Here is a 19,565-nt window from a genome sequence, read left to right as displayed (position 1 = left end):
TTTACTCATATTAAATAACAGTCTTAATTTTTGGATATGAAGGGAGGTTTATTCCTTTTATTCTCCCCATTCCACTAATATCTTTTTATATAATTATCACTAATTTTTGCGGCTTCACCCAATTTATGCGATAATAACCGATAATCTGATATCTTAAAATAGCGATATAAATCAAATCATTATGCAAAACATCGAGACTGACTACACCGCTCACACACCAATGATGCAACAGTACTTAAAACTTAAAGCGCAGCATCCGGATATTTTGCTGTTTTATCGCATGGGTGACTTTTATGAGATGTTTTATGATGATGCTAAAAGAGCTTCGCAACTGTTGGACATTTCGTTAACTAAGCGCGGTGCCTCAGCTGGTGATCCTATTCCCATGGCTGGTATTCCCTACCACGCAGTTGAAAACTATCTGGCAAAACTCATCCAACAAGGCGAGTCTGTCGCGATTTGTGAACAAATTGGTGACCCGGCAACCAGTAAAGGTCCGGTTGAGCGTAAAGTGGTGCGCATTGTTACTCCCGGTACCATCAGTGATGAATCACTGCTGGAAGAAAAACGCGATAACTTACTAGCCGCTATCTCAAGAGATAAAACCGGTTTTGGCTATTCAACGCTGGATATCAGCTCTGGTCGTTTCCATCTGTTTGAATGCAAAGATGCTGAATCAATGGCAGCAGAACTGCAACGCACAAATCCGGTTGAGTTACTCTATCCGGAAGACTTTGAGGAGATGTACCTGATTGAACATCGCCGTGGTCTACGTCGGCGCCCTGTCTGGGAATTTGAACTGGATACTGCTAAGCAACAGCTGAATATGCAGTTTGGTACCCGCGATTTGGTTGGTTTTGGCGTTGAAAACGCCAGTAAAGGTCTGCGTGCTGCTGGTTGTTTACTGCAATATGTCAAAGATACCCAGCGCACTGCCCTGCCACATATTCGTAGTCTCACTAAAGAATCACTGGAAGAGAGCGTAATTCTTGATGCTGCAACCCGCCGCAATCTGGAAATTACCGAAAATCTTTCCGGCGGTACAGAAAATACCTTAGCAGCAATCTTAGATAAAACCAAAACCGCTATGGGTAGCCGTATGTTAAAACGCTGGCTGCATGCACCGATTCGTAATCTAAAAACGCTGCAATATCGTCAGGAAGCGATCAATGAATTACAAACTATGATTTGTGATCTGCAACCGATGTTACAACAAATCGGTGATATTGAACGAATTTTAGCGCGCTTAGCGCTACGCACGGCTCGTCCGCGTGACTTTGCCCGTATTCGTGATGCCTTTAAAATACTGCCAGAGTTACATGGCAACTTAGCACAAGTTAACTGTCAGCATCTTAAAAACTTAAAAGCCGATATTAATCAATTCGATGATATTTGTGAGTTACTCACTCGTGCAATTATTGAAGTGCCACCTGTTCTCATTCGTGATGGTGGTGTGCTTGCTACTGGCTATAACGCAGAGCTTGATGAGTGGCGCCTTTTAGCAGAAGGTGCAAGTAACTATTTAGAACAGCTAGAAAAGCGCGAACGAGAAGCACACGGTATCGACACGCTTAAAGTCGGATTTAATGCTGTTCATGGCTACTATATTCAGATTAGTCGAGGTCAAAGCCATTTAGCACCTATCCACTATACTCGCCGCCAGACGCTGAAGAATGCTGAGCGTTATATCATCCCTGAACTAAAAGAACATGAAGACAAAGTATTAAGTTCGAAAGGTAAAGCACTGGCGCTAGAAAAAGCCCTGTATGATGAGCTTTTTGATCTGCTTCTGCCTTCTTTAGCTGAAATGCAAAAAAGTGCCGCTGCACTGGCAGAGCTTGACGTTCTTAGCAACTTATCAGAGCGTGCTTATACTTTAAACTATAGTTGTCCGCTGCTGACCGATAAAATGGGCATTGATATAGAAGAAGGCCGTCATCCGGTCGTTGAACAAGTGCTTTCAGAGCCGTTTATTGCTAATCCTTTGATGCTGTCACCACAGCGCCGTATGATGATTATTACCGGCCCTAATATGGGTGGTAAAAGTACTTATATGCGCCAGACTGCACTGATTGTACTACTTGCTTATATTGGAAGTTTTGTGCCAGCTTCTCATGCCCAAATTGGCCCGGTTGATCGCATCTTTACCCGTATTGGGGCTTCGGATGATTTAGCGTCTGGCCGTTCTACTTTTATGGTTGAAATGACAGAAACCGCCAATATCCTGCATAACGCGACCGATAAAAGTTTAGTGCTGATGGATGAAATTGGACGCGGAACCTCAACGTATGATGGTCTGTCTTTAGCCTGGTCATGTGCAGAGTATCTGCTTAATCACATTAAAGCCATGACGCTGTTTGCCACTCACTATTTTGAGCTGACTCAGTTACCAGAAAAAATTCTGGGTGCAGTCAATGTACATTTAGATGCGGTTGAACATGGTCACACTATCGCCTTTATGCATACCGTTCAGGAAGGTGCTGCGAGTAAAAGTTATGGTGTTGCTGTAGCAGGTCTGGCCGGTGTTCCACAATCAGTATTAAAACGTGCTCGTCAAAAACTGAAAGAGCTTGAATCTCTTTCTCAGCAGGCATCAGGGAGTCATGTTGATCGTTCACAACTCTCATTACTGGCAGAAGCAGAGCCATCAATTGTGGAAGAAGAATTACAACGTATTGACCCCGACTCGTTAACGCCAAAAGAGGCGCTGGAACAGCTCTACCGATTAAAAGGTTTACTCAAGTAAAAACTCTCTTGAGTCAGTAAAATCAGGACATAAAAAAAGCGCTAATAATTAGCGCTTTTTTATTACTTAATACCAGAAACATACTCATTATTGCTGCTTTATATCATAGTGATTGATGCTATTTTGCTCTTAATCCTAAGCTGATTTACTTTGATTAAGCCAGCTTAATCATTGTCATACCAATCAACAGACAAGCCAGACCAATCCAGCCACGATTATTGAGTTTCTGACCAAATAAGATCCACCCGGCCGCAACCGTTGCGATAACACCAAAGCCACCCCAAAGTGCATAAGCTACTGAAAGATCAATCCCTTTTACGGCCTGAGCCAGACAGGCAAAGGCAGCTAAAACTGAGGCCAGTGACAAAAAACCGAAACCTTTATGACTAAAGCCGTTAGAATATTTCAGAAAAATATTGGCGATGATTTCCAGTACAACCGCCAGGGCTAAGAAGGCAATATGATAGAACTCAAGCTGTTGCATGATTAACCTCCAGTTTAATTACATTTGATCTGCTTTTGGCTGGCCTGGCGCGCTCTTCTTTACAGCCAGATTTAACCAGAGCAATACCTAGTAATAACACCGCTAAACCAGTCGCTTTAAGTGGTGTCATTACTTCGCCAAACCAGGCCACACTAAAGAAGGTAATGGCAACTGTACCAATTCCTTCCCAAAGCGCATAAGCAACACCTAAAGCAATCTTTTTAACGGCGATTGCCAGTAGTAAATAAGAACAGGCGATCATCACAAACATCACCACATGACCAGTCATTGCACCGTGTACACTGGCATATTTCATCGAAACAGTACCGATAATTTCTGCCACAATAGCAAATAATAAAAATATCCAATAAATCATATTTCACCCCAATGGTTTGCACCATATTTATAAATTTAAGAAAGAATGATGGTTACTGGACGTAATCAGCGTATCAATGGATAGATTATTGTCAGAATAAATAGAAAACGACTAACTATGCCAAAATCAGAACTACGCTTGATAAACGTCAGCGATAAGGGTGAAGTACGCTACAGCAATGCACGCCAGTGATATTCACTGGTAAAACTTGAGAAAATTGACAGTTGATAATTCAACGATTTTGAAATACACATTTTAAACATTTAACCTTTTATTTGTTTACTAAAGATTTCAATTTAAAGTTCAAAAAACAAACAGAATATAAGTCTTCAGTGGCTTTATTCTTCCATAGTGAAAATAAAAAGGCAAGCAGATTTTAATAAATAACTTTTTAATTAATAACAATTAATTATTTATGAGAAGAAAAAATAGAGTTGTGAAAATAAATTATTCAATAAAATCAAATAGTTAGGTTTAATTATAACACATTGATTTTATTGAATATTTTCAATTAATGCTTACTTACTTTTACCCTGATTAGCAACTGCTGCCGCCTTGGCTGCTATAGCGTCGGCATCACCCAGATAATAGTGACGAAGCACTTTCATATTATCATCAAACTCATAAACCAGTGGCGCACCTGTTGGAATATTTAGCTCAATGATGTCATCATCGCTAATATTATCCAGATATTTAACCAGTGCACGGAGTGAATTACCGTGAGCTGCAATAATCACTCTCTCACCTTTAGCTACACGCGGGGCAATCACATCATTCCAGTATGGCATTACACGTTCAATGGTCAGTGCCAGACTTTCTGTCACAGGGAGTTCTTTCTCGGTCAGATTTTTATAACGCAGATCATGACCCGGATAACGCTCATCAGATTTATCCAGTGCCGGAGGCGTTACCGCAAAACCACGACGCCAGAGTTTAACCTGATCATCACCATATTTTGCTGCTGTTTCAGCCTTATTAAGACCTTGTAGTGCACCATAATGACGTTCGTTTAACTTCCATGATTTTTCTACAGGCAACCATGGCTGTTTTAACTCATCCAGAATAGTCCATAACGTGTGAATTGCGCGGGTAAGAACAGAAGTGTAGGCAAAATCAAAGATAAAGCCCTCTTTTTTCAGCAACTTCCCTGCTTCGAGCGCTTCCTGACGACCCTTATCGGACAACTCAACATCTGTCCAGCCGGTAAAACGATTTTCCTGATTCCAGGTACTTTCTCCGTGACGGACAAGTACCAATTTTTTTACTGCCATAGAATGCTCCTTAGTATAAAACACTATATACCGCTACATGCTTATCATGTAACTACATATAACTCACTATAAAAACAAGACATTCTCAAATTGCTAACAATTATTAGTATTATGTGATAGCGCTACAGTTGTAGCGCTATTAGTAAATCAATAACAGATATTACTGTTTAGGTAAGTATTTTAAAGGATCGACAGATTTCGCTTTATATCGAATTTCAAAATGCAGGCGAACTGATGACGTCCCTGTATTACCCATTGTTGCAATTTGCTGCCCTGCTGCTACGTCCTGTTGCTCTTTCACTAAAATACTTTGGTTATGTGCATAAGCCGTTAAGTAATCATCATTATGTTTCACAATGATCAAATTACCATAACCTGGTAATGCGTTACCAGCATACACAACACGACCAGCCGCTGCTGCCACAACTTTATCACCAAGTGAGCCAGAGATATCAATCCCTTTAGTTGCGTTAGAGAAGGTTTCAATCACTTTCCCTTTTGCCGGCCACTGCCATGTAATATTGGCAACATTTGTTGTCGTTGTCGGCGTAGTCGTGGTAGTAGTTGTCGTAGTTGACGATGATGGCGATGTCACCGCTGTTGTCGTTGTAGTGGTACTCGTTGCAGGTTTAGTTCCTGTACTTGTACTGGTAGCTGGTTTGGTTGATGTTGCCGGGTTAGTTGTGACTGTTTTTTCTGTTACCACAACTGATGTATTACCACTAACGTCAAGCACCTGACCCACACTTAATTCATAAGGTGCTTTGATGTTATTTTTCAGTGCTAAAGCACGGTAGTCATTACCCGTAATCCATGCTACGTAGAATAATGTATCACCACGTTGAACGGTATAAGAATTACCCTGATAACCGCCCTTAGGAATATCTTCATAATTACGCGTGTAAACAATACGTTCTTGAGTTGTTGTTGTCGTTGTAACCGTATTATTGTTAGGGTTTGTCGTTACGACTGAAGATGTTGGCTGCGTCGTTGTACCACTGACAATTGAAGAAGGACGCTGTTCATAAGTTGGAGCGCTGTTATCAATCGTCGTACGGCTTGACGGTGATGTACCAGCATCGGAGATATCCTTAACGACAGCCGGATTATTTTGCGTACACGCTGCAAGAATTAACGCTACAGAACTGAGTGCAGCAATTTTAATAACTTTATTTAACACTATAGGTCTCCCTTATTATGAGTTACAGTCCATACATGTAACACATTATTTTCGACACAAACTGAACTTATTCTATACAATATTAGTTTGCTTGACTATTGATATTGTGTGCTTTTCTCATCTACGATTGTGGTTATTCTTACTGATTTAAATGACAAAAACAATCAATCACAAAAAATATATTGCTAAATTTGATGACATGAAAATCAATTGCGACAGAAAAATTGGTTTAATCTGCTAAGTGATTTAGAATAACACCCATTAACTCCTTAATCAGAAAGAAAATAAATGTCTGCTACTCAACCAGCTACACTCTATATCGTCGCTACTCCTATTGGTAATTTAGGTGATATGACTTTACGCGCAATTGAAGTACTAAAAAACGTCGATCTAATTGCTGCAGAAGATACCAGACATACAGGGCTACTGCTACAACACTACTCAATCAATGCCAAATTATTTGCCCTGCACGATCATAACGAGCAGCAAAAGGCTCAGGTTCTGATTGAAAAACTAAAGAGCGGTCAGTCTGTTGCTTTAGTCTCTGATGCCGGCACTCCACTGATTAACGATCCTGGTTATCATTTAGTTCATCAGTGCCGGGCAGAAAATATTACCGTGGTACCTGTTCCCGGTGCTTGTGCAGCTATTGCAGCATTGTCTGTTGCCGGACTTCCTTCTGACCGTTTTTGTTATGAAGGCTTTTTACCAGCAAAAAGTAAAGCGCGCTGTGATTCTCTGAGTAATCTGCTAACAGAAACCCGTACCATGATTTTTTATGAATCAACTCACAGATTACTGGATAGCTTACAAGATATTCAAACTGTCATGGGTGAGGATCGCCACGTCGTTCTGGCCAAAGAGTTAACTAAAACATGGGAAACCATTATCAGCTTACCAGTTAGTGAATTAATCACCTGGCTAAATGATGATCTCAATCGAACTAAAGGCGAATTTGTCCTGATTATCGAAGGTTATCAAAAATCAGCAGAAGCAGAACTGGATCCTCAGGTACTTAAAACACTCCAACTTCTGCAAAAAGAGTTACCACTGAAAAAGGCGGCTGCAATTACTGCTGAGATTTATGGTTTAAAGAAGAATGCTTTATATAAGTTGGGACTTGAAGAATAATTTCAAAATGTATTGCAATAAAAAAGGGATTAATCATTTAATCCCTTTTTTATTTTTATAACTGCTGACTATTCACAGCGCACCGTAATTGCCAGTCCACCTTGCGACGTTTCACGATATTTTGAGTTCATATCTTTACCTGTCTCATACATCGTTTCAATTACTTTATCTAAAGAAACTTTACCCATTGTCGTACGACGTAGCGCCATACGAGAAGAGTTAATCGCTTTAACGGATGCAATCGCATTACGCTCAATACATGGTACCTGAACTTGTCCGCCAATCGGGTCACAGGTTAAACCTAAGTTATGCTCCATACCAATTTCTGCCGCCATACAAACTTGTTCCGCATTACCACCAAGTAGTTCTGTTAAGCCGGCAGCCGCCATGGAACAAGCAACACCGACCTCGCCCTGACAGCCGACTTCCGCACCAGAAATTGACGCGTTACGTTGATATAACAGACCAATTGCACCAGAAGTTAAGAAATAACGCATACAGATATCAGGCGTAACTGGTTGTACAAACTGATTATAATAAGCCAGAACCGCCGGAATAATACCGCAGGCACCATTAGTGGGCGCAGTCACAACACGACCACCTGCTGCATTTTCCTCACACACCGCAAACGCATAGACGTTTACCCAATCAAGAACAACCATCGGATCATTAGAGATTTTAGTTTGTGACATTAGCTGACGATAGAGCGAATACGCCCGTCGCGATACTTTAAGTGGTCCCGGTAGTAAGCCTTCAGAGTTGATACCACGATTGATACACTCTTCCATCACCTTCCAGACATGTGTAAAATAATTTCTCACTTCGTCCAGACTATGCATAGCTAGCTCATTTTTAAGTACAATACTTGATAGTGAGACTGATTCATCATCACAATATTGCAGCAATTCTTTAGCTGATGTAAACGGATAAGGTAACTTAACCTCAGAGGCATCTTGTTGACCAAAATGCTCTTCATCAACAATGGCCCCACCACCAATTGAATAATAGGTTTTACGGTAGACCAGCTCATCCTGATGATAGGCTGACAATGTCAAACCATTTTCATGCAGAGGCAAAAACTCACGGTGCATCACCAGATCCGTCGTTAAAGAGAAATCGACTTCATACTTACCTGAATAAACTGGGAGTCTTGAAGTTTGTCCGACTTGCTTCATAAAATCAGGAATAGAAGCAATATCTACTGTTGCCGGCGCATTACCTGCCAGTCCCATAACGATAGCAATATCGGTATGATGCCCGCGTCCGGTGAGTGACAAAGATCCATAAACATCAGCAACTAAATGCGTGATCGAAGCCATTTTATTCTGCTCAATGAGATCATCAATGAAACACTTAGCTGCTTTCATCGGGCCAACAGTGTGTGAACTGGACGGGCCAATTCCCACTTTAAAAATATCAAAAACAGTATAACTCATTGATCTACCTCATTACTTTACAACCGTATTGAATAATCTGAAGCCCGGCTGACGCTTAACCAAAATTGCCAGATATTCTAACTCAAAATCATGTTAACGTTGAGTTTATTTTAAGCAAAAATCATTTTCATCTGTTCAGCAACCACAGAGTAATTCAAAGATACGCAAACGATAAAAAAACCAGTACAATACAAAAAATACTTTCTGACTTTAAATACATCGTGATCGACTATACAAAACTCACTCAACTAATTAAACAATGGGGACTCGAACTGGGTTTTCAACAGGTGGGTATTTGTGACGTCGATTTGTCAGCAGAAGAACCTAAACTTCAGTCCTGGCTTGATAAGCAGTATCACGGTGAAATGGACTGGATGGCATCTCATGGTATGATGCGTGCCAGACCAGCAGAGCTACACCCCGGAACACTCCGCGTTATTTCTGTTCGTATGAACTACTTCCCACAGCAGTCGGACTCAGCCAATACTTTGTCCGATCCTGATAAAGGCTATATTAGCCGTTATGCTCTTGGTCGGGATTATCACAAAGTGATGCGTGCTCGCTTAAAACAACTGGGCGAAAAGATTAAAGAGTACTGTCATGGCCTCAATTACCGTCCTTTTGTCGATTCAGCCCCAATTCTTGAACGAACACTGGCAGAAAAAGCCGGACTTGGCTGGCGTGGTAAGCATTCACTGATTATGAATGAAACCGGCTCGTGGTTCTTTTTGGGTGAACTGCTGGTCAATATTCCTTTACCAGTTGACGAAGCAGTAAACGAAAAATGCGGAAAATGTCAGGCTTGTCTGCAAATTTGTCCAACTCAGGCCATTGTAGCTCCTTATCTGGTTGATGCGCGCCGCTGTATCTCTTATTTAACTATTGAATATTCAGGTGTTATTCCGGAGGAATTTCGGGCAGCCATAGGCAATCGCATTTATGGTTGTGATGATTGTCAGCTGATTTGTCCCTGGAACCGTGAACCAACCTATACACAGGAAGCAGATTTCACACCTCGTCATCAGCTCAGTAGTTCTAAATTACTTGAACTCTATCAATGGAACGAGCAGCAATTTATGTCTTTTACTGAAGGGACACCTATCCGCCGTATTGGTTACCAAAACTGGCTGAGAAATATTACAATTGCGCTGGGTAATGCGCCCTATTCACAAGAGATTGTTCAGGCACTGGAGTCACACAAACAAATCAGTGAGCTACTGGATATTCATATTAACTGGTCACTGGCACAGCAAGCTAAATCTCAGCTTGAGATCATTCCGGTTAATACACAAAAAGCCCGCTTAATTCGTCAGATCACGTCTCGCTATTAGGGACTTAAAATAGTTTGATACCATATTTATAAATGGCTTAATAAATAGAAAATAAAATGTGATTATTAATCAAAAGGTTATTTTTTATAAAATCCTTTTCCCCGGTAAGATACCTTTTAAAATATGTGGTTTGATTTTACCCCAAACCTGCATCTCACAAGATTTACAATCAAATTTTAACGTCAGCACTTCATCATTATGAACCAGCTGCATCGGAGTAACCTTAGTTCTGACACCTTGCACACCTTTAGCCTGTTTAGGACAAAGATGAAACGCAAAACGCAGACAGTGTTTGGTAATCATCACCGGAGCATCATCTTTCACTTCATGCGCTTCATAAGCGGCATCGATCAGCTTCACGCCATAGCGTTGATAAAACTCTCTGGCTTTATGATTATAGACATTAGCCAAAAAGGTCAGATGCTCTTCCGGATATTTTGGCGCTGGATCACTGACCGCTTTACGTAACTCTCTTGGGTACTCAGCCAAACGGGCAACAGTCAGTGCTTCAATCGTTTCACGTCTGAGTTGATTTAACTGAGCGCTGGGAACGAAATAGATTTGCGGTAAATTCACAGCGACAGAACTGGCGTAATACATTGTCTGGCCCAGTTTAGCCAAACTTTCCTGTAAATTCGCCAAGGCTTTTTCTGCCTGATTAGCAACTTCAAACTGTCCTTCTAAAGAACAGGTAACAGTGGCACCTTCTTCACTAATCGCAGTTAATTGCAGTTCATTTGCCTGACCGGTTAAGATAAACTCAACCGCAATACGACGATCACTGGACGTTTTTAATAAATTCTGCTGCCAGATATGATCTAAGTTACGATTTAATGGATGATTTAAACGCAGTTGTTTAAACTCAGGTAACATCTCATTTGGATAAACACGATAGCGTAAGTTAGCGACTTTTTCGACTTTATTGGCTCTAAATCCAACAATTTTCCGCTTAACCAGCACATTTAGCCCATCACCGTTAGTTAACGGTTCGGTCACTTCAACTTCCAGATAATCTTTGGCGACTTTTAAAACTTCACCAACGGGTAAACCAATAAATTTTGGTGAGTCAAAAGCGCCGATATCAATACGTCTCTCATTGACAAAATAATCGGTACTACCCCGATGGAAGGTTTTCTCCGGATTAGGCGTAAAGTAATGTTCTGTTTTACCACTAGCGGCCGGCTGTAAATCTGGTCTTTGTTCCAGAATCTGATCTAATTTCTGACGATAGTAAGAGGTAATATTTTTTACATAAGAGAGGTCTTTATAACGTCCTTCAATTTTAAATGAGCGTACACCAGCATCAATCAATGGCAGCAAATTATTCGCCTGATTATTATCCTTCATTGATAACAGATGCTTTTCATAGGCAACAACACGCCCCTGATCGTCTTTCAGTGTATATGGTAAACGACAAGCTTGTGAACAGTCACCACGATTAGCACTACGCCCGGTTTGAGCATGAGAAATATAGCATTGACCAGAGAAAGCAACACACAGTGCCCCGTGAATAAAAAACTCAATTCGGGCATCGATATTGTCGTGAATTTGTTTGATTTGTGTCAGACTCAGTTCTCTGGCTAACACAATTTGCGAAAAACCTACATCAGACAGAAACTTAGCTTTTTCAACGGTTCGAATATCTGTTTGCGTACTGGCATGTAGTTCTATCGGAGGAATGTCCATCTCCAGAATACCCATATCCTGCACAATCAGTACGTCAACACCCGCCTCATAAAGTTGCCAGATCAGCTGGCGGGCTGGCTCCAGTTCATCGTCATGCAAAATAGTATTTAGTGTCACAAAAACTTTTGCGTAGTACTGGTGAGCAAATGTTGTCAGGTCAGCAATATCTTTCAGGCTATTACCTGCATTGTGCCTGGCTCCAAAACTTGGTCCGCCGATATACACAGCATCAGCACCGTGTAAGATAGCCGCTCTGGCAATTTCAACATCTCTGGCCGGGCTGAGTAATTCTAATCGATTATTAGCCATATGATGCTCTGCCCCCAAAATAGCAGAAGATGGGTTTGTCTGACTCATGGAACTCACTTAAGTTAACTTCGAAACAACATAATGAGTTATTATAGCTGATCTCAATCACAACTAAAATGCTTGTGAGAGTCGCTCTAAATAATAACAACAAGAACGCCAGTGTTCAGAAGTTAGCTGATCATAACTAATCAGCAGTGTACAACGCTTTTTGGTGCGTAATGATTGAATTGAAACAACAGCAAAATAGCGCAACAACAACGGTTTACGTCGAATAACCCAACGCTGTTTTTGCCAGTATATTTGTTGTACCGTCAGGTCGATTGCAATCGCCCCAACATGCTGAATAATCTTTTTATAGCCACGATAAAACTCAAAGATGAATAAACATCCCAAAAGAAACGTTAAACCCAAATGAATATGCCAGCTTAAATAGATACTGAATCCAAATAACGAGCTATAAAAGACAATACAGAGCAAGTACAGACAAACTGAGCGAGTTAATTCAGCTTGCCACATTGTTGATAAGATTTGATTAACTCAACCAGCTCTTGTTGTACTTTCACTTGCAGTGGCTGATTATTAAAAAAACTATCAAACAGGACTAAATCATCCTGTTTTAATAGTAACTGAAACGCTTGTTGTTGTTCTGGCGATAAATGATTAAAACAATTTTCCGCAAAAGGAATCAACATCAGATCTAACTCTCGCATACCCCGACGGCAAGACCATAAAACTTGAGAAAATATATTTTGATTCATGAGCAATCTCTATTATTAGGCTGAAAACATTTTAAATCTAAATAACCTGATTACTTATAATAAAAATACCGTTTTTAGAGCAAGTGCACAAAATATATTAGGTCCTTTCAATATAAAATTCCTTAATCCGGGCTGGTAATTTTTGCTCAAGCCTATATATAATACCTTATCAATTCTGTCGGGTTTATTATTATGCTTCATTTATCAAAAGATCTTCCATTTAGTGTTGTTACACTTAATGACTGGCAACTGATTAAAGTCTCAGGCGCAGACGCTGCAAAATATCTGCAGGGTCAGATCACTATTAATACCAGTAAATTAACGCCAGAAAACTTCTCTTTTGCTGTACATTGTGATGCTAAAGGTAAAGTCTGGAGTAACTGGCTGCTGTTTCAAAATGGTAGTGATTTTTTCTATATTGAACGTAAAAATGTTGCTGAAAAACAGCTCACTGAACTTAAAAAATATGCCGTATTTTCTAAGGTCACCATCGAACAAGAAAATCAGTGCGGTTTGCTGGGTTTTGCTGGTAAAGAGAGTCGTGAAAAACTATCCGCTTACTTTCCACAGCTCCCAACAGCAGAGCAAACTGTGGTTGAAAAAGAGGGTATAACACTGATCTGTTTACCAAAACCAACCGAGCGATTTATCATCATTGCTGATTCAGGCAAATTAGCTCAAATCAAACAAGATTTAGCTGCCCAAGGTGCTGCTACAGCTGATTCAAATCAGTGGCTCCTGCTGGATATAGAAGCCGATTATCCAATCGTTGATTTGCCTAATACTAATGAGTTTTTACCTCAGGCTCTTAGTTTACAACTAGTTGATGCTATTCACTTTGATAAAGGCTGCTATTTAGGTCAGGAGATGATCGCAAGAGCCCAGTACCGTGGTATCAATAAACGCGCTCTTTTCAAGTTAACTGGTTCATCGACTTCACTGCCTGTCGTTGGTGAAAGTCTGGAAATGCAACTGGGTGAAAACTGGCGTGATAGCGGTACAGTTTTGGCCTCACTGGCGCTAACAGACAAGCAGATTATTGTACAAGCCGTTTTAAATAACGATGTCGAAGAGGCTACGGTGTTTAGAGTGAAAAATAATCCGGACAGTCTGCTGCACGTAACTAAATAAATAACCCATTGATAGTACTTTTTAGACAGGGAGCGAAAGCTCCCTTTTGTTTTTTCATTTGTTTAAAACATTCCCTTTGGCCGAACTCCGCATTTAAAAGTGTGCGCTATTTCAAATAGTAGGATTATTTACACTTTTTTTAGATTTTGTCGCATTAAATGACAAAAATAAATAGATTACAATTTGATAGCATGAAATTATGCAAAATCTTACTAAGCAGTTAGTTTTTTCTCTTAACTGACTTTAACTCTACCAAAGGGAGCTTTTATGAAGTTTTCCAGCCAGAATAAAACGTTAATCATCATTCTCATGTTAGTTGTCGTCGCTATTGGCGGTTATTTTTGGTACAGCACGCGTGATCAGGGGCCCGGTGATGGATTTATCAGTGGCAATGGGCGTTTAGAAGCCACAGAGATCGATATCTCAACCAAACTAGCAGGTCGTATCGATGATATTTTGGTGAATGAAGGTGATTTTGTTACTACCGGGCAACCACTTGCGCATATGCAAATTCAGGTTCTGGAAGCCCAGCATGCAGAGGCCACTGCGCAGTATTATCAGGCAGTCAATGCTGAAGAGAGTGCTAAAGCACAAATTAAATTAAAAGAAAGTGACGTCTTAGCCGCTCAGGCAGTTGTGGTGCAAAGAGAAAGCGAACTTGATGCCGCGCAAAAACGTTTAGCCCGTTCCGAAACCTTAGCGAAAACTCAGGCCCTATCTTATCAGCAACTTGATGATGATCGCGCCAGCGTAAAAAGCGCTGAGGCTGCAGTACTGGCTGCTAAAGCACAAGTTGCAGCAGCAGAAGCCGCTGTTGATGCCGCCAAAGCTCAGGCTGTTGGTGCAGCTTCAACTGTAAAAGCGGCTCAGGCAACCATTGATCGTGTTCAGGCGGATATCGAAGACAGCCAACTGATTGCACCGCGTGACGGGCGCATTCAATACCGAGTGTCCCAACCGGGTGAAGTACTTGGTGCTGGTGGTAAAGTATTAAATATGGTGGATTTATCTGACGTCTATATGACCTTTTTCTTACCGGAAGTCGCCGTTGGTAAAGTCTCTATTGGTGGTGAAGCACATATTATTTTAGATGCTGCGCCGCAATATGTTATTCCTGCTAAAATTACCTTTGTTGCCAGTACCGCTCAGTTCACGCCTAAGACGGTAGAAACTGCCAGTGAAAGACAAAAACTAATGTTTAGAGTCAAAGCGCAGATTGATAAAGAGTTACTACAAAAACATTTGGAACTGGTTAAAACAGGACTCCCGGGCGTTGCCTGGGTCAAACTTGATCCTGATGCCGAGTGGCCGGCTAACTTAGCTGTTAATGTATCGTTATGAAATCGCTCACTCCAGCAGTAAAGCTCACCAATGTGAGCCAACACTATGGAAAAACATTAGCGCTGGATAATATCACATTAGATATTCCGGCTGGTGGTATGGTCGGCCTGATTGGACCTGATGGCGTGGGTAAATCCAGCCTGCTTTCGCTCATCTCTGGTGCCAGAGAGATCCAACAAGGAACAATTATCGCCTTAGAGGGTGATATGAGCAGTAAAAAGCATCGCGATGCTATCTGTTCACGTATCGCGTATATGCCACAGGGGCTGGGCAAAAACCTCTATCCCACTCTTTCAGTTGAAGAGAACTTGCAGTTCTTTGCCCTATTATTTGGTCATAATGCAGCAGAGCGCCGACGCCGTATTGATGAATTGACTCAAAGTACCGGACTTTACCCTTTCCTTGACAGACCTGCCGGTAAATTATCAGGCGGGATGAAGCAAAAACTGGGCTTATGCTGTTCTTTAATCCATGACCCAGACCTACTTATTCTGGATGAACCAACCACCGGCGTTGACCCGCTTGCTCGTTCACAATTTTGGGATCTGATTGACCGCATCAGGCAGGAACGCCCACAAATGAGCGTGATTGTCGCTACTGCCTATATGGATGAAGCACAGCGTTTTGACTGGTTAATCGCGATGGATGACGGTAAGATTTTAGATACCGGAACTCCTGCCCAGCTACTGGAAAAAACGCATACAACTTCACTTGAAACCGCCTTTATCTATCTGCTACCGGAAGAAAAACGTCAGGGCTATAAACCGGTAGAAATCACGCCGTTAAATATTGATGAATCAACTCAGGTTGCCATTGAAGCCAAGGACCTGACCATGCGATTTGGGCAATTTGTCGCCGTTGATCACGTCAACTTTACCATCCGTCAGGGTGAGATATTTGGCTTTTTAGGTTCCAACGGTTGCGGTAAATCCACCACTATGAAGATGCTAACCGGACTTTTACCGGCAACTGAAGGACAAGCCTGGTTATTTGGCCATGAAGTCGATCCTAAAGACATTAATACCCGGCGTCGCGTTGGCTATATGTCACAGGCTTTTTCACTCTATAGCGAGCTAACTGTTGAGCAGAACTTAGTTCTGCATGCCCGCTTGTTTCATGTGCCGGAAAAAGATATTCCTGCTCGTGTGATTGAAATGGTTGAACGCTTTGACCTAAAACATGTAATTAACTCTCTGCCAGATAGTCTGCCACTGGGTATTCGCCAGCGTTTATCCTTAGCTGTAGCGATGATTCATAAACCAGAACTGCTGATTCTTGATGAACCCACATCCGGTGTTGATCCTATCGCGCGGGATAACTTCTGGCGTTTGCTGATTGGGCTTTCCCGTAATGATCGGGTGACTATTTTTATCTCTACCCATTTTATGAATGAAGCCGAGCGCTGCGATCGAATCTCTCTGATGCACGCAGGTAAAGTTCTGGCCAGTGATTCTCCGGAGAAACTGGTTAAGCAATATGGTGTGGGTACGCTTGAACAGGCCTTCATTAAATATCTGATTGATGCCGGCGCGGGAACTGACTCAGAACCAGCAGAAAATCAGCAGGCAAAGCTTGTATCAGATACAACAGAGCAGCATCCAAACCAGCATCGTTATTTTAGTTTCCGCCGTATGGTCAGCTATATGTGGCGAGAAACACTGGAACTGCGCCGCGATCCTATTCGGGCAACACTGGCTTTACTTGGTTCAATTATGCTGATGTTTGTGATGGGATTTGGTATCAGTATGGACGTAGAGGACTTAAGTTTTGCAGTACTTGATCGTGATCAGACTACGCTTAGTCAAAACTATACATTAAATCTTTCCGGCTCCCGTTACTTTATTGAGAAAGACCCGATTATTGACTACGCTGATTTAGATAAACGTATGCGTAATGGCGAGCTCTCTTTAGCGATTGAAATTCCACCAAACTTTGCCAGAGATATCCAGCGTGGTGTTGACGTACAGGTTGGTGCCTGGGTTGATGGTGCCATGCCACAGCGGGCAGAAACAGTCAGAGGTTACGTACAAAGTATGCATCAGGGATGGCTGGCTGATCAGGCAAAATATAGTCTTGGTACACCAATTACCTCACTGGTAGATATCGAAACCCGCTTCCGCTATAACCCGGATGTGAAAAGTTTACCAGCTATTGTGCCAGCGGTGATTCCAATTCTCCTGTTAATGTTCCCGGCGATGCTAACAGCGCTGGCTGTTGTGAGAGAGAAAGAGCTAGGCTCAATTATCAATTTATATGTCACGCCAGTGACTCGTACAGAATTTCTAATCGGCAAGCAAATACCTTATATCACGCTGGCAATGATTAACTACTTCCTGATGGTGTTGCTATCTGTCACGCTGTTTGATGTTCCACTTAAAGGTAGTTTTATCACCTTAACCCTCTCTATGTTGATTTACTGCATTATTTCAACCGGAATGGGACTGTTTGCTTCTACTTTTACTCGCAGCCAGATTGCCGCGATGTTCTTTACTCTGATTGGAACATTAATCCCTGCGATTCAATTTTCCGGAATGCTCAATCCGGTTTCATCGCTGGAAGGATCAGGTAAAATTATTGGTGAAATTTATCCAACCACCCATATTTTGACCATCAGCCGTGGTGTGTTTTGTAAAGCACTGGACTTTTCTGATTTGCATCAGGCGATCACCATGCTTGTGATTGCAGTCCCTGTGATCTTAGGTGTCACAATCCTATTACTTAAAAAACAGGACACTTAATTATGCAACAACTCGCAAATATTTATCGTTTAGGTGTCAAAGAGTTATGGAGCTTAGCGCGTGATCCCATCATGCTGGTATTGATTGTGTTTACTTTTACTGTATCGATTTATACCGCAGCAACGGCAGTTCCGGATTCTTTATATAAAGCCAGTATTGCTGTTGTTGATGAAGATGATTCTCAGCTCTCTTCACGCATTATTGGTGCATTCTATCCACCACATTTTACTGTTCCAAGTCGAATATCACTGAGTGAAGTTGATCCGGGAATGGATTCTGGTAACTATACTTTTGTGTTAAATATTCCGCCAAACTTCCAAAGTGATGTACTGGCCGGTCGCTCACCAGATTTACAAGTTAACGTTGATGCCACCAGAATGTCACAAGCCTTTACTGGTAATGGCTATATTCAGCAAATGATCAATAGTGAGACAACGGAATTTATTCAGCGCTACCGGACAGTGGCAGCGCTTCCGGTTGATTTAGCACTACGTATGAGATTCAATCCAAACCTGACCCAATCGTGGTTTGGTGCGTTATCAAATATCATCAATCAGGTAACGATGCTGTCAATTATTTTGACCGGAGCTGCACTGATTCGTGAACGTGAACATGGCACGATTGAGCATCTATTGGTTATGCCGGTAACACCAACCGAAATTATGCTGGCAAAAGTGTGGTCGATGGGACTCGTGGTATTAGTAGCGACAATTCTGTCACTGATCTTTGTCGTGCAGGGACTGTTAGAAGTACCGATTGAAGGCTCAAAACTACTGTTTTTTGTTGGTGTTTCTCTGCATCTTTTTGCCACTACTTCAATGGGAATCTTTTTAGCCACAATTGCCAGAAGTATGCCACAGTTTGGTATGCTGCTAATGTTGGTGTTATTACCTTTGCAAATGTTATCTGGTGGTATGACGCCAAGAGAGAGTATGCCTCAACTGGTACAGGATGTGATGTCTTTTGCCCCAACGACTCACTTTGTGGAACTTGGGCAGGCGATTCTATTCCGGGGCGCTGACCTGAGTATCGTCTGGACATCGTTTTTAGCACTGTTCTTAATTGGTAGTGTGTTATTTGCGATTTCATTGATGCGTTTTCGTAACACAATTAGTCAAATGGCGTAAGGTTTTAATTTCAATTTTAGTGATGTTATCAGCATGGTTTTGGGCGGGGAGCACGCCCCGCTAGCGTGTTTCTCTGTTGCTGTTGTTTGTTATTAGCATTGGATCTGGGGGCGGACTGCGCTGCTTTGCGCAATGTTTTTGGTGATGTTGCCTGCTCCGTGGGTTTGACGGCTTATCGCATCCCATAGGCACCCGCTCGAGGACTCGCTAAGACCTATGAGGTACGCTCTCCATCAAATGCAACAACTACACTCAATTTTCATATTTCTTTATTTTTTTAGTTTCTTTAAATTATTCTCTGGTTTCTTATTATGATATTGATTTCTTATTTCAAAAAGCGCGACTATGTCGTGCAACTAGCAAATTTTTAATAGGAAATACGCCCTACTGGTGTATAGTTTTTAGAAATGCTGACTGAGCTTAGCGGCTCTATGGAGTAAGCGTTACATGCTTGCATGTCCTGCGCATCGGAATAGAGCCGGTAAGCTCACACCATGCTGACTCTTCCACTGGTTTTAAG

Annotated in this window: 14 protein-coding genes and 1 pseudogene; 7 read left to right on the top strand and 8 right to left on the bottom strand. The window is 41.7% G+C overall.

The annotated features are described in order from the left end of the window. Nucleotides 1–181: 181 nt before the first annotated feature. Nucleotides 182–2,746, top strand: a complete 2,565-nt coding sequence (mutS, locus tag IPMB12_RS07645) for a DNA mismatch repair protein MutS (RefSeq protein WP_208293459.1) — start codon at nucleotides 182–184, stop codon at nucleotides 2,744–2,746. Between the two features lie 154 nt (nucleotides 2,747–2,900). Here the strand turns inward: mutS and mdtI are convergent, their stop codons facing one another. The 4 genes and pseudogenes from mdtI to IPMB12_RS07625 all read right to left on the bottom strand — a co-directional run. Continuing rightward, nucleotides 2,901–3,230 carry a multidrug/spermidine efflux SMR transporter subunit MdtI gene (gene mdtI, locus IPMB12_RS07640; RefSeq protein WP_166916508.1) on the bottom strand — a complete coding sequence of 110 codons (330 nt, stop codon included), beginning with the start codon at nucleotides 3,228–3,230 and terminating at the stop codon, nucleotides 2,901–2,903. Next, nucleotides 3,217–3,606, bottom strand: coding sequence for a multidrug/spermidine efflux SMR transporter subunit MdtJ (gene mdtJ, locus IPMB12_RS07635; RefSeq protein WP_166916506.1), 390 nt, complete (start codon nucleotides 3,604–3,606; stop codon nucleotides 3,217–3,219). Before mdtJ ends, mdtI begins: the two co-directional genes overlap by 14 nt. A gap of 518 nt (nucleotides 3,607–4,124) precedes the next feature. Continuing rightward, on the bottom strand, nucleotides 4,125–4,877 hold the full coding sequence (gene gpmA / locus IPMB12_RS07630) for a 2,3-diphosphoglycerate-dependent phosphoglycerate mutase (RefSeq protein WP_166916504.1): 753 nt from the start codon (nucleotides 4,875–4,877) through the stop codon (nucleotides 4,125–4,127). A 160-nt stretch (nucleotides 4,878–5,037) separates the two neighbouring features. Then, nucleotides 5,038–5,796 (bottom strand): annotated as a pseudogene (locus IPMB12_RS07625) (peptidoglycan DD-metalloendopeptidase family protein); the annotation flags it as partial. A gap of 549 nt (nucleotides 5,797–6,345) precedes the next feature. On the opposite strand from IPMB12_RS07625, the gene rsmI reads away from it, so the two are divergent. Then, nucleotides 6,346–7,188, top strand: coding sequence for a 16S rRNA (cytidine(1402)-2'-O)-methyltransferase (gene rsmI / locus IPMB12_RS07620; RefSeq protein ID WP_166916502.1), 843 nt, complete (start codon nucleotides 6,346–6,348; stop codon nucleotides 7,186–7,188). Between the two features lie 68 nt (nucleotides 7,189–7,256). On the opposite strand, the gene IPMB12_RS07615 is transcribed toward rsmI, so the two are convergent. Further along, a complete protein-coding gene (locus IPMB12_RS07615; RefSeq protein ID WP_166916500.1) occupies nucleotides 7,257–8,624 on the bottom strand; it encodes an L-serine ammonia-lyase in 1,368 nt (455 codons plus the stop codon). A gap of 221 nt (nucleotides 8,625–8,845) precedes the next feature. On the opposite strand from IPMB12_RS07615, the gene queG reads away from it, so the two are divergent. Further along, the gene (gene queG / locus IPMB12_RS07610) at nucleotides 8,846–9,955 is read left to right on the top strand and encodes a tRNA epoxyqueuosine(34) reductase QueG (RefSeq protein ID WP_208293458.1); all 1,110 of its coding nucleotides are present in this window, start codon (nucleotides 8,846–8,848) and stop codon (nucleotides 9,953–9,955) included. Between the two features lie 84 nt (nucleotides 9,956–10,039). On the opposite strand, the gene IPMB12_RS07605 is transcribed toward queG, so the two are convergent. From IPMB12_RS07605 to IPMB12_RS07595, 3 genes are all read right to left on the bottom strand, one after another. Next, nucleotides 10,040–11,998 (bottom strand): peptidase U32 family protein, encoded by a 1,959-nt coding sequence (locus IPMB12_RS07605; RefSeq protein WP_323811307.1) that lies wholly within the window; start codon nucleotides 11,996–11,998, stop codon nucleotides 10,040–10,042. A 63-nt stretch (nucleotides 11,999–12,061) separates the two neighbouring features. After that, a complete protein-coding gene (locus IPMB12_RS07600; protein ID WP_166916498.1) occupies nucleotides 12,062–12,466 on the bottom strand; it encodes a protein YgfX in 405 nt (134 codons plus the stop codon). Then, nucleotides 12,448–12,708 (bottom strand): FAD assembly factor SdhE, encoded by a 261-nt coding sequence (locus IPMB12_RS07595; RefSeq protein ID WP_166916496.1) that lies wholly within the window; start codon nucleotides 12,706–12,708, stop codon nucleotides 12,448–12,450. Before IPMB12_RS07595 ends, IPMB12_RS07600 begins: the two co-directional genes overlap by 19 nt. Nucleotides 12,709–12,900: 192 nt before the next feature. Between IPMB12_RS07595 and ygfZ the strand changes: the two genes are divergently transcribed. From ygfZ to IPMB12_RS07575, 4 genes are all read left to right on the top strand, one after another. After that, nucleotides 12,901–13,839 (top strand): tRNA-modifying protein YgfZ, encoded by a 939-nt coding sequence (gene ygfZ / locus IPMB12_RS07590; RefSeq protein WP_166916494.1) that lies wholly within the window; start codon nucleotides 12,901–12,903, stop codon nucleotides 13,837–13,839. A gap of 267 nt (nucleotides 13,840–14,106) precedes the next feature. Beyond that, entirely contained in the window at nucleotides 14,107–15,180 is a 1,074-nt protein-coding gene (locus IPMB12_RS07585; protein ID WP_166916492.1) for an HlyD family secretion protein, read from the top strand. Then, nucleotides 15,177–17,918, top strand: coding sequence for a ribosome-associated ATPase/putative transporter RbbA (gene rbbA / locus IPMB12_RS07580; RefSeq protein WP_166916490.1), 2,742 nt, complete (start codon nucleotides 15,177–15,179; stop codon nucleotides 17,916–17,918). The genes IPMB12_RS07585 and rbbA overlap by 4 nt, the downstream gene beginning before the upstream one ends. Before the next feature lie 2 nt (nucleotides 17,919–17,920). Beyond that, entirely contained in the window at nucleotides 17,921–19,045 is a 1,125-nt protein-coding gene (locus IPMB12_RS07575) for an ABC transporter permease (RefSeq protein ID WP_166916488.1), read from the top strand. Nucleotides 19,046–19,565: the final 520 nt, after the last annotated feature.

It is taken from the genome of Zophobihabitans entericus (assembly GCF_011745665.1).
Lineage (GTDB): Bacteria > Pseudomonadota > Gammaproteobacteria > Enterobacterales > Orbaceae > Zophobihabitans > Zophobihabitans entericus.
The sequence above is the reverse complement of the archived record's forward strand: the minus strand, read 5'-3'. Positions and strand labels throughout refer to the sequence as shown.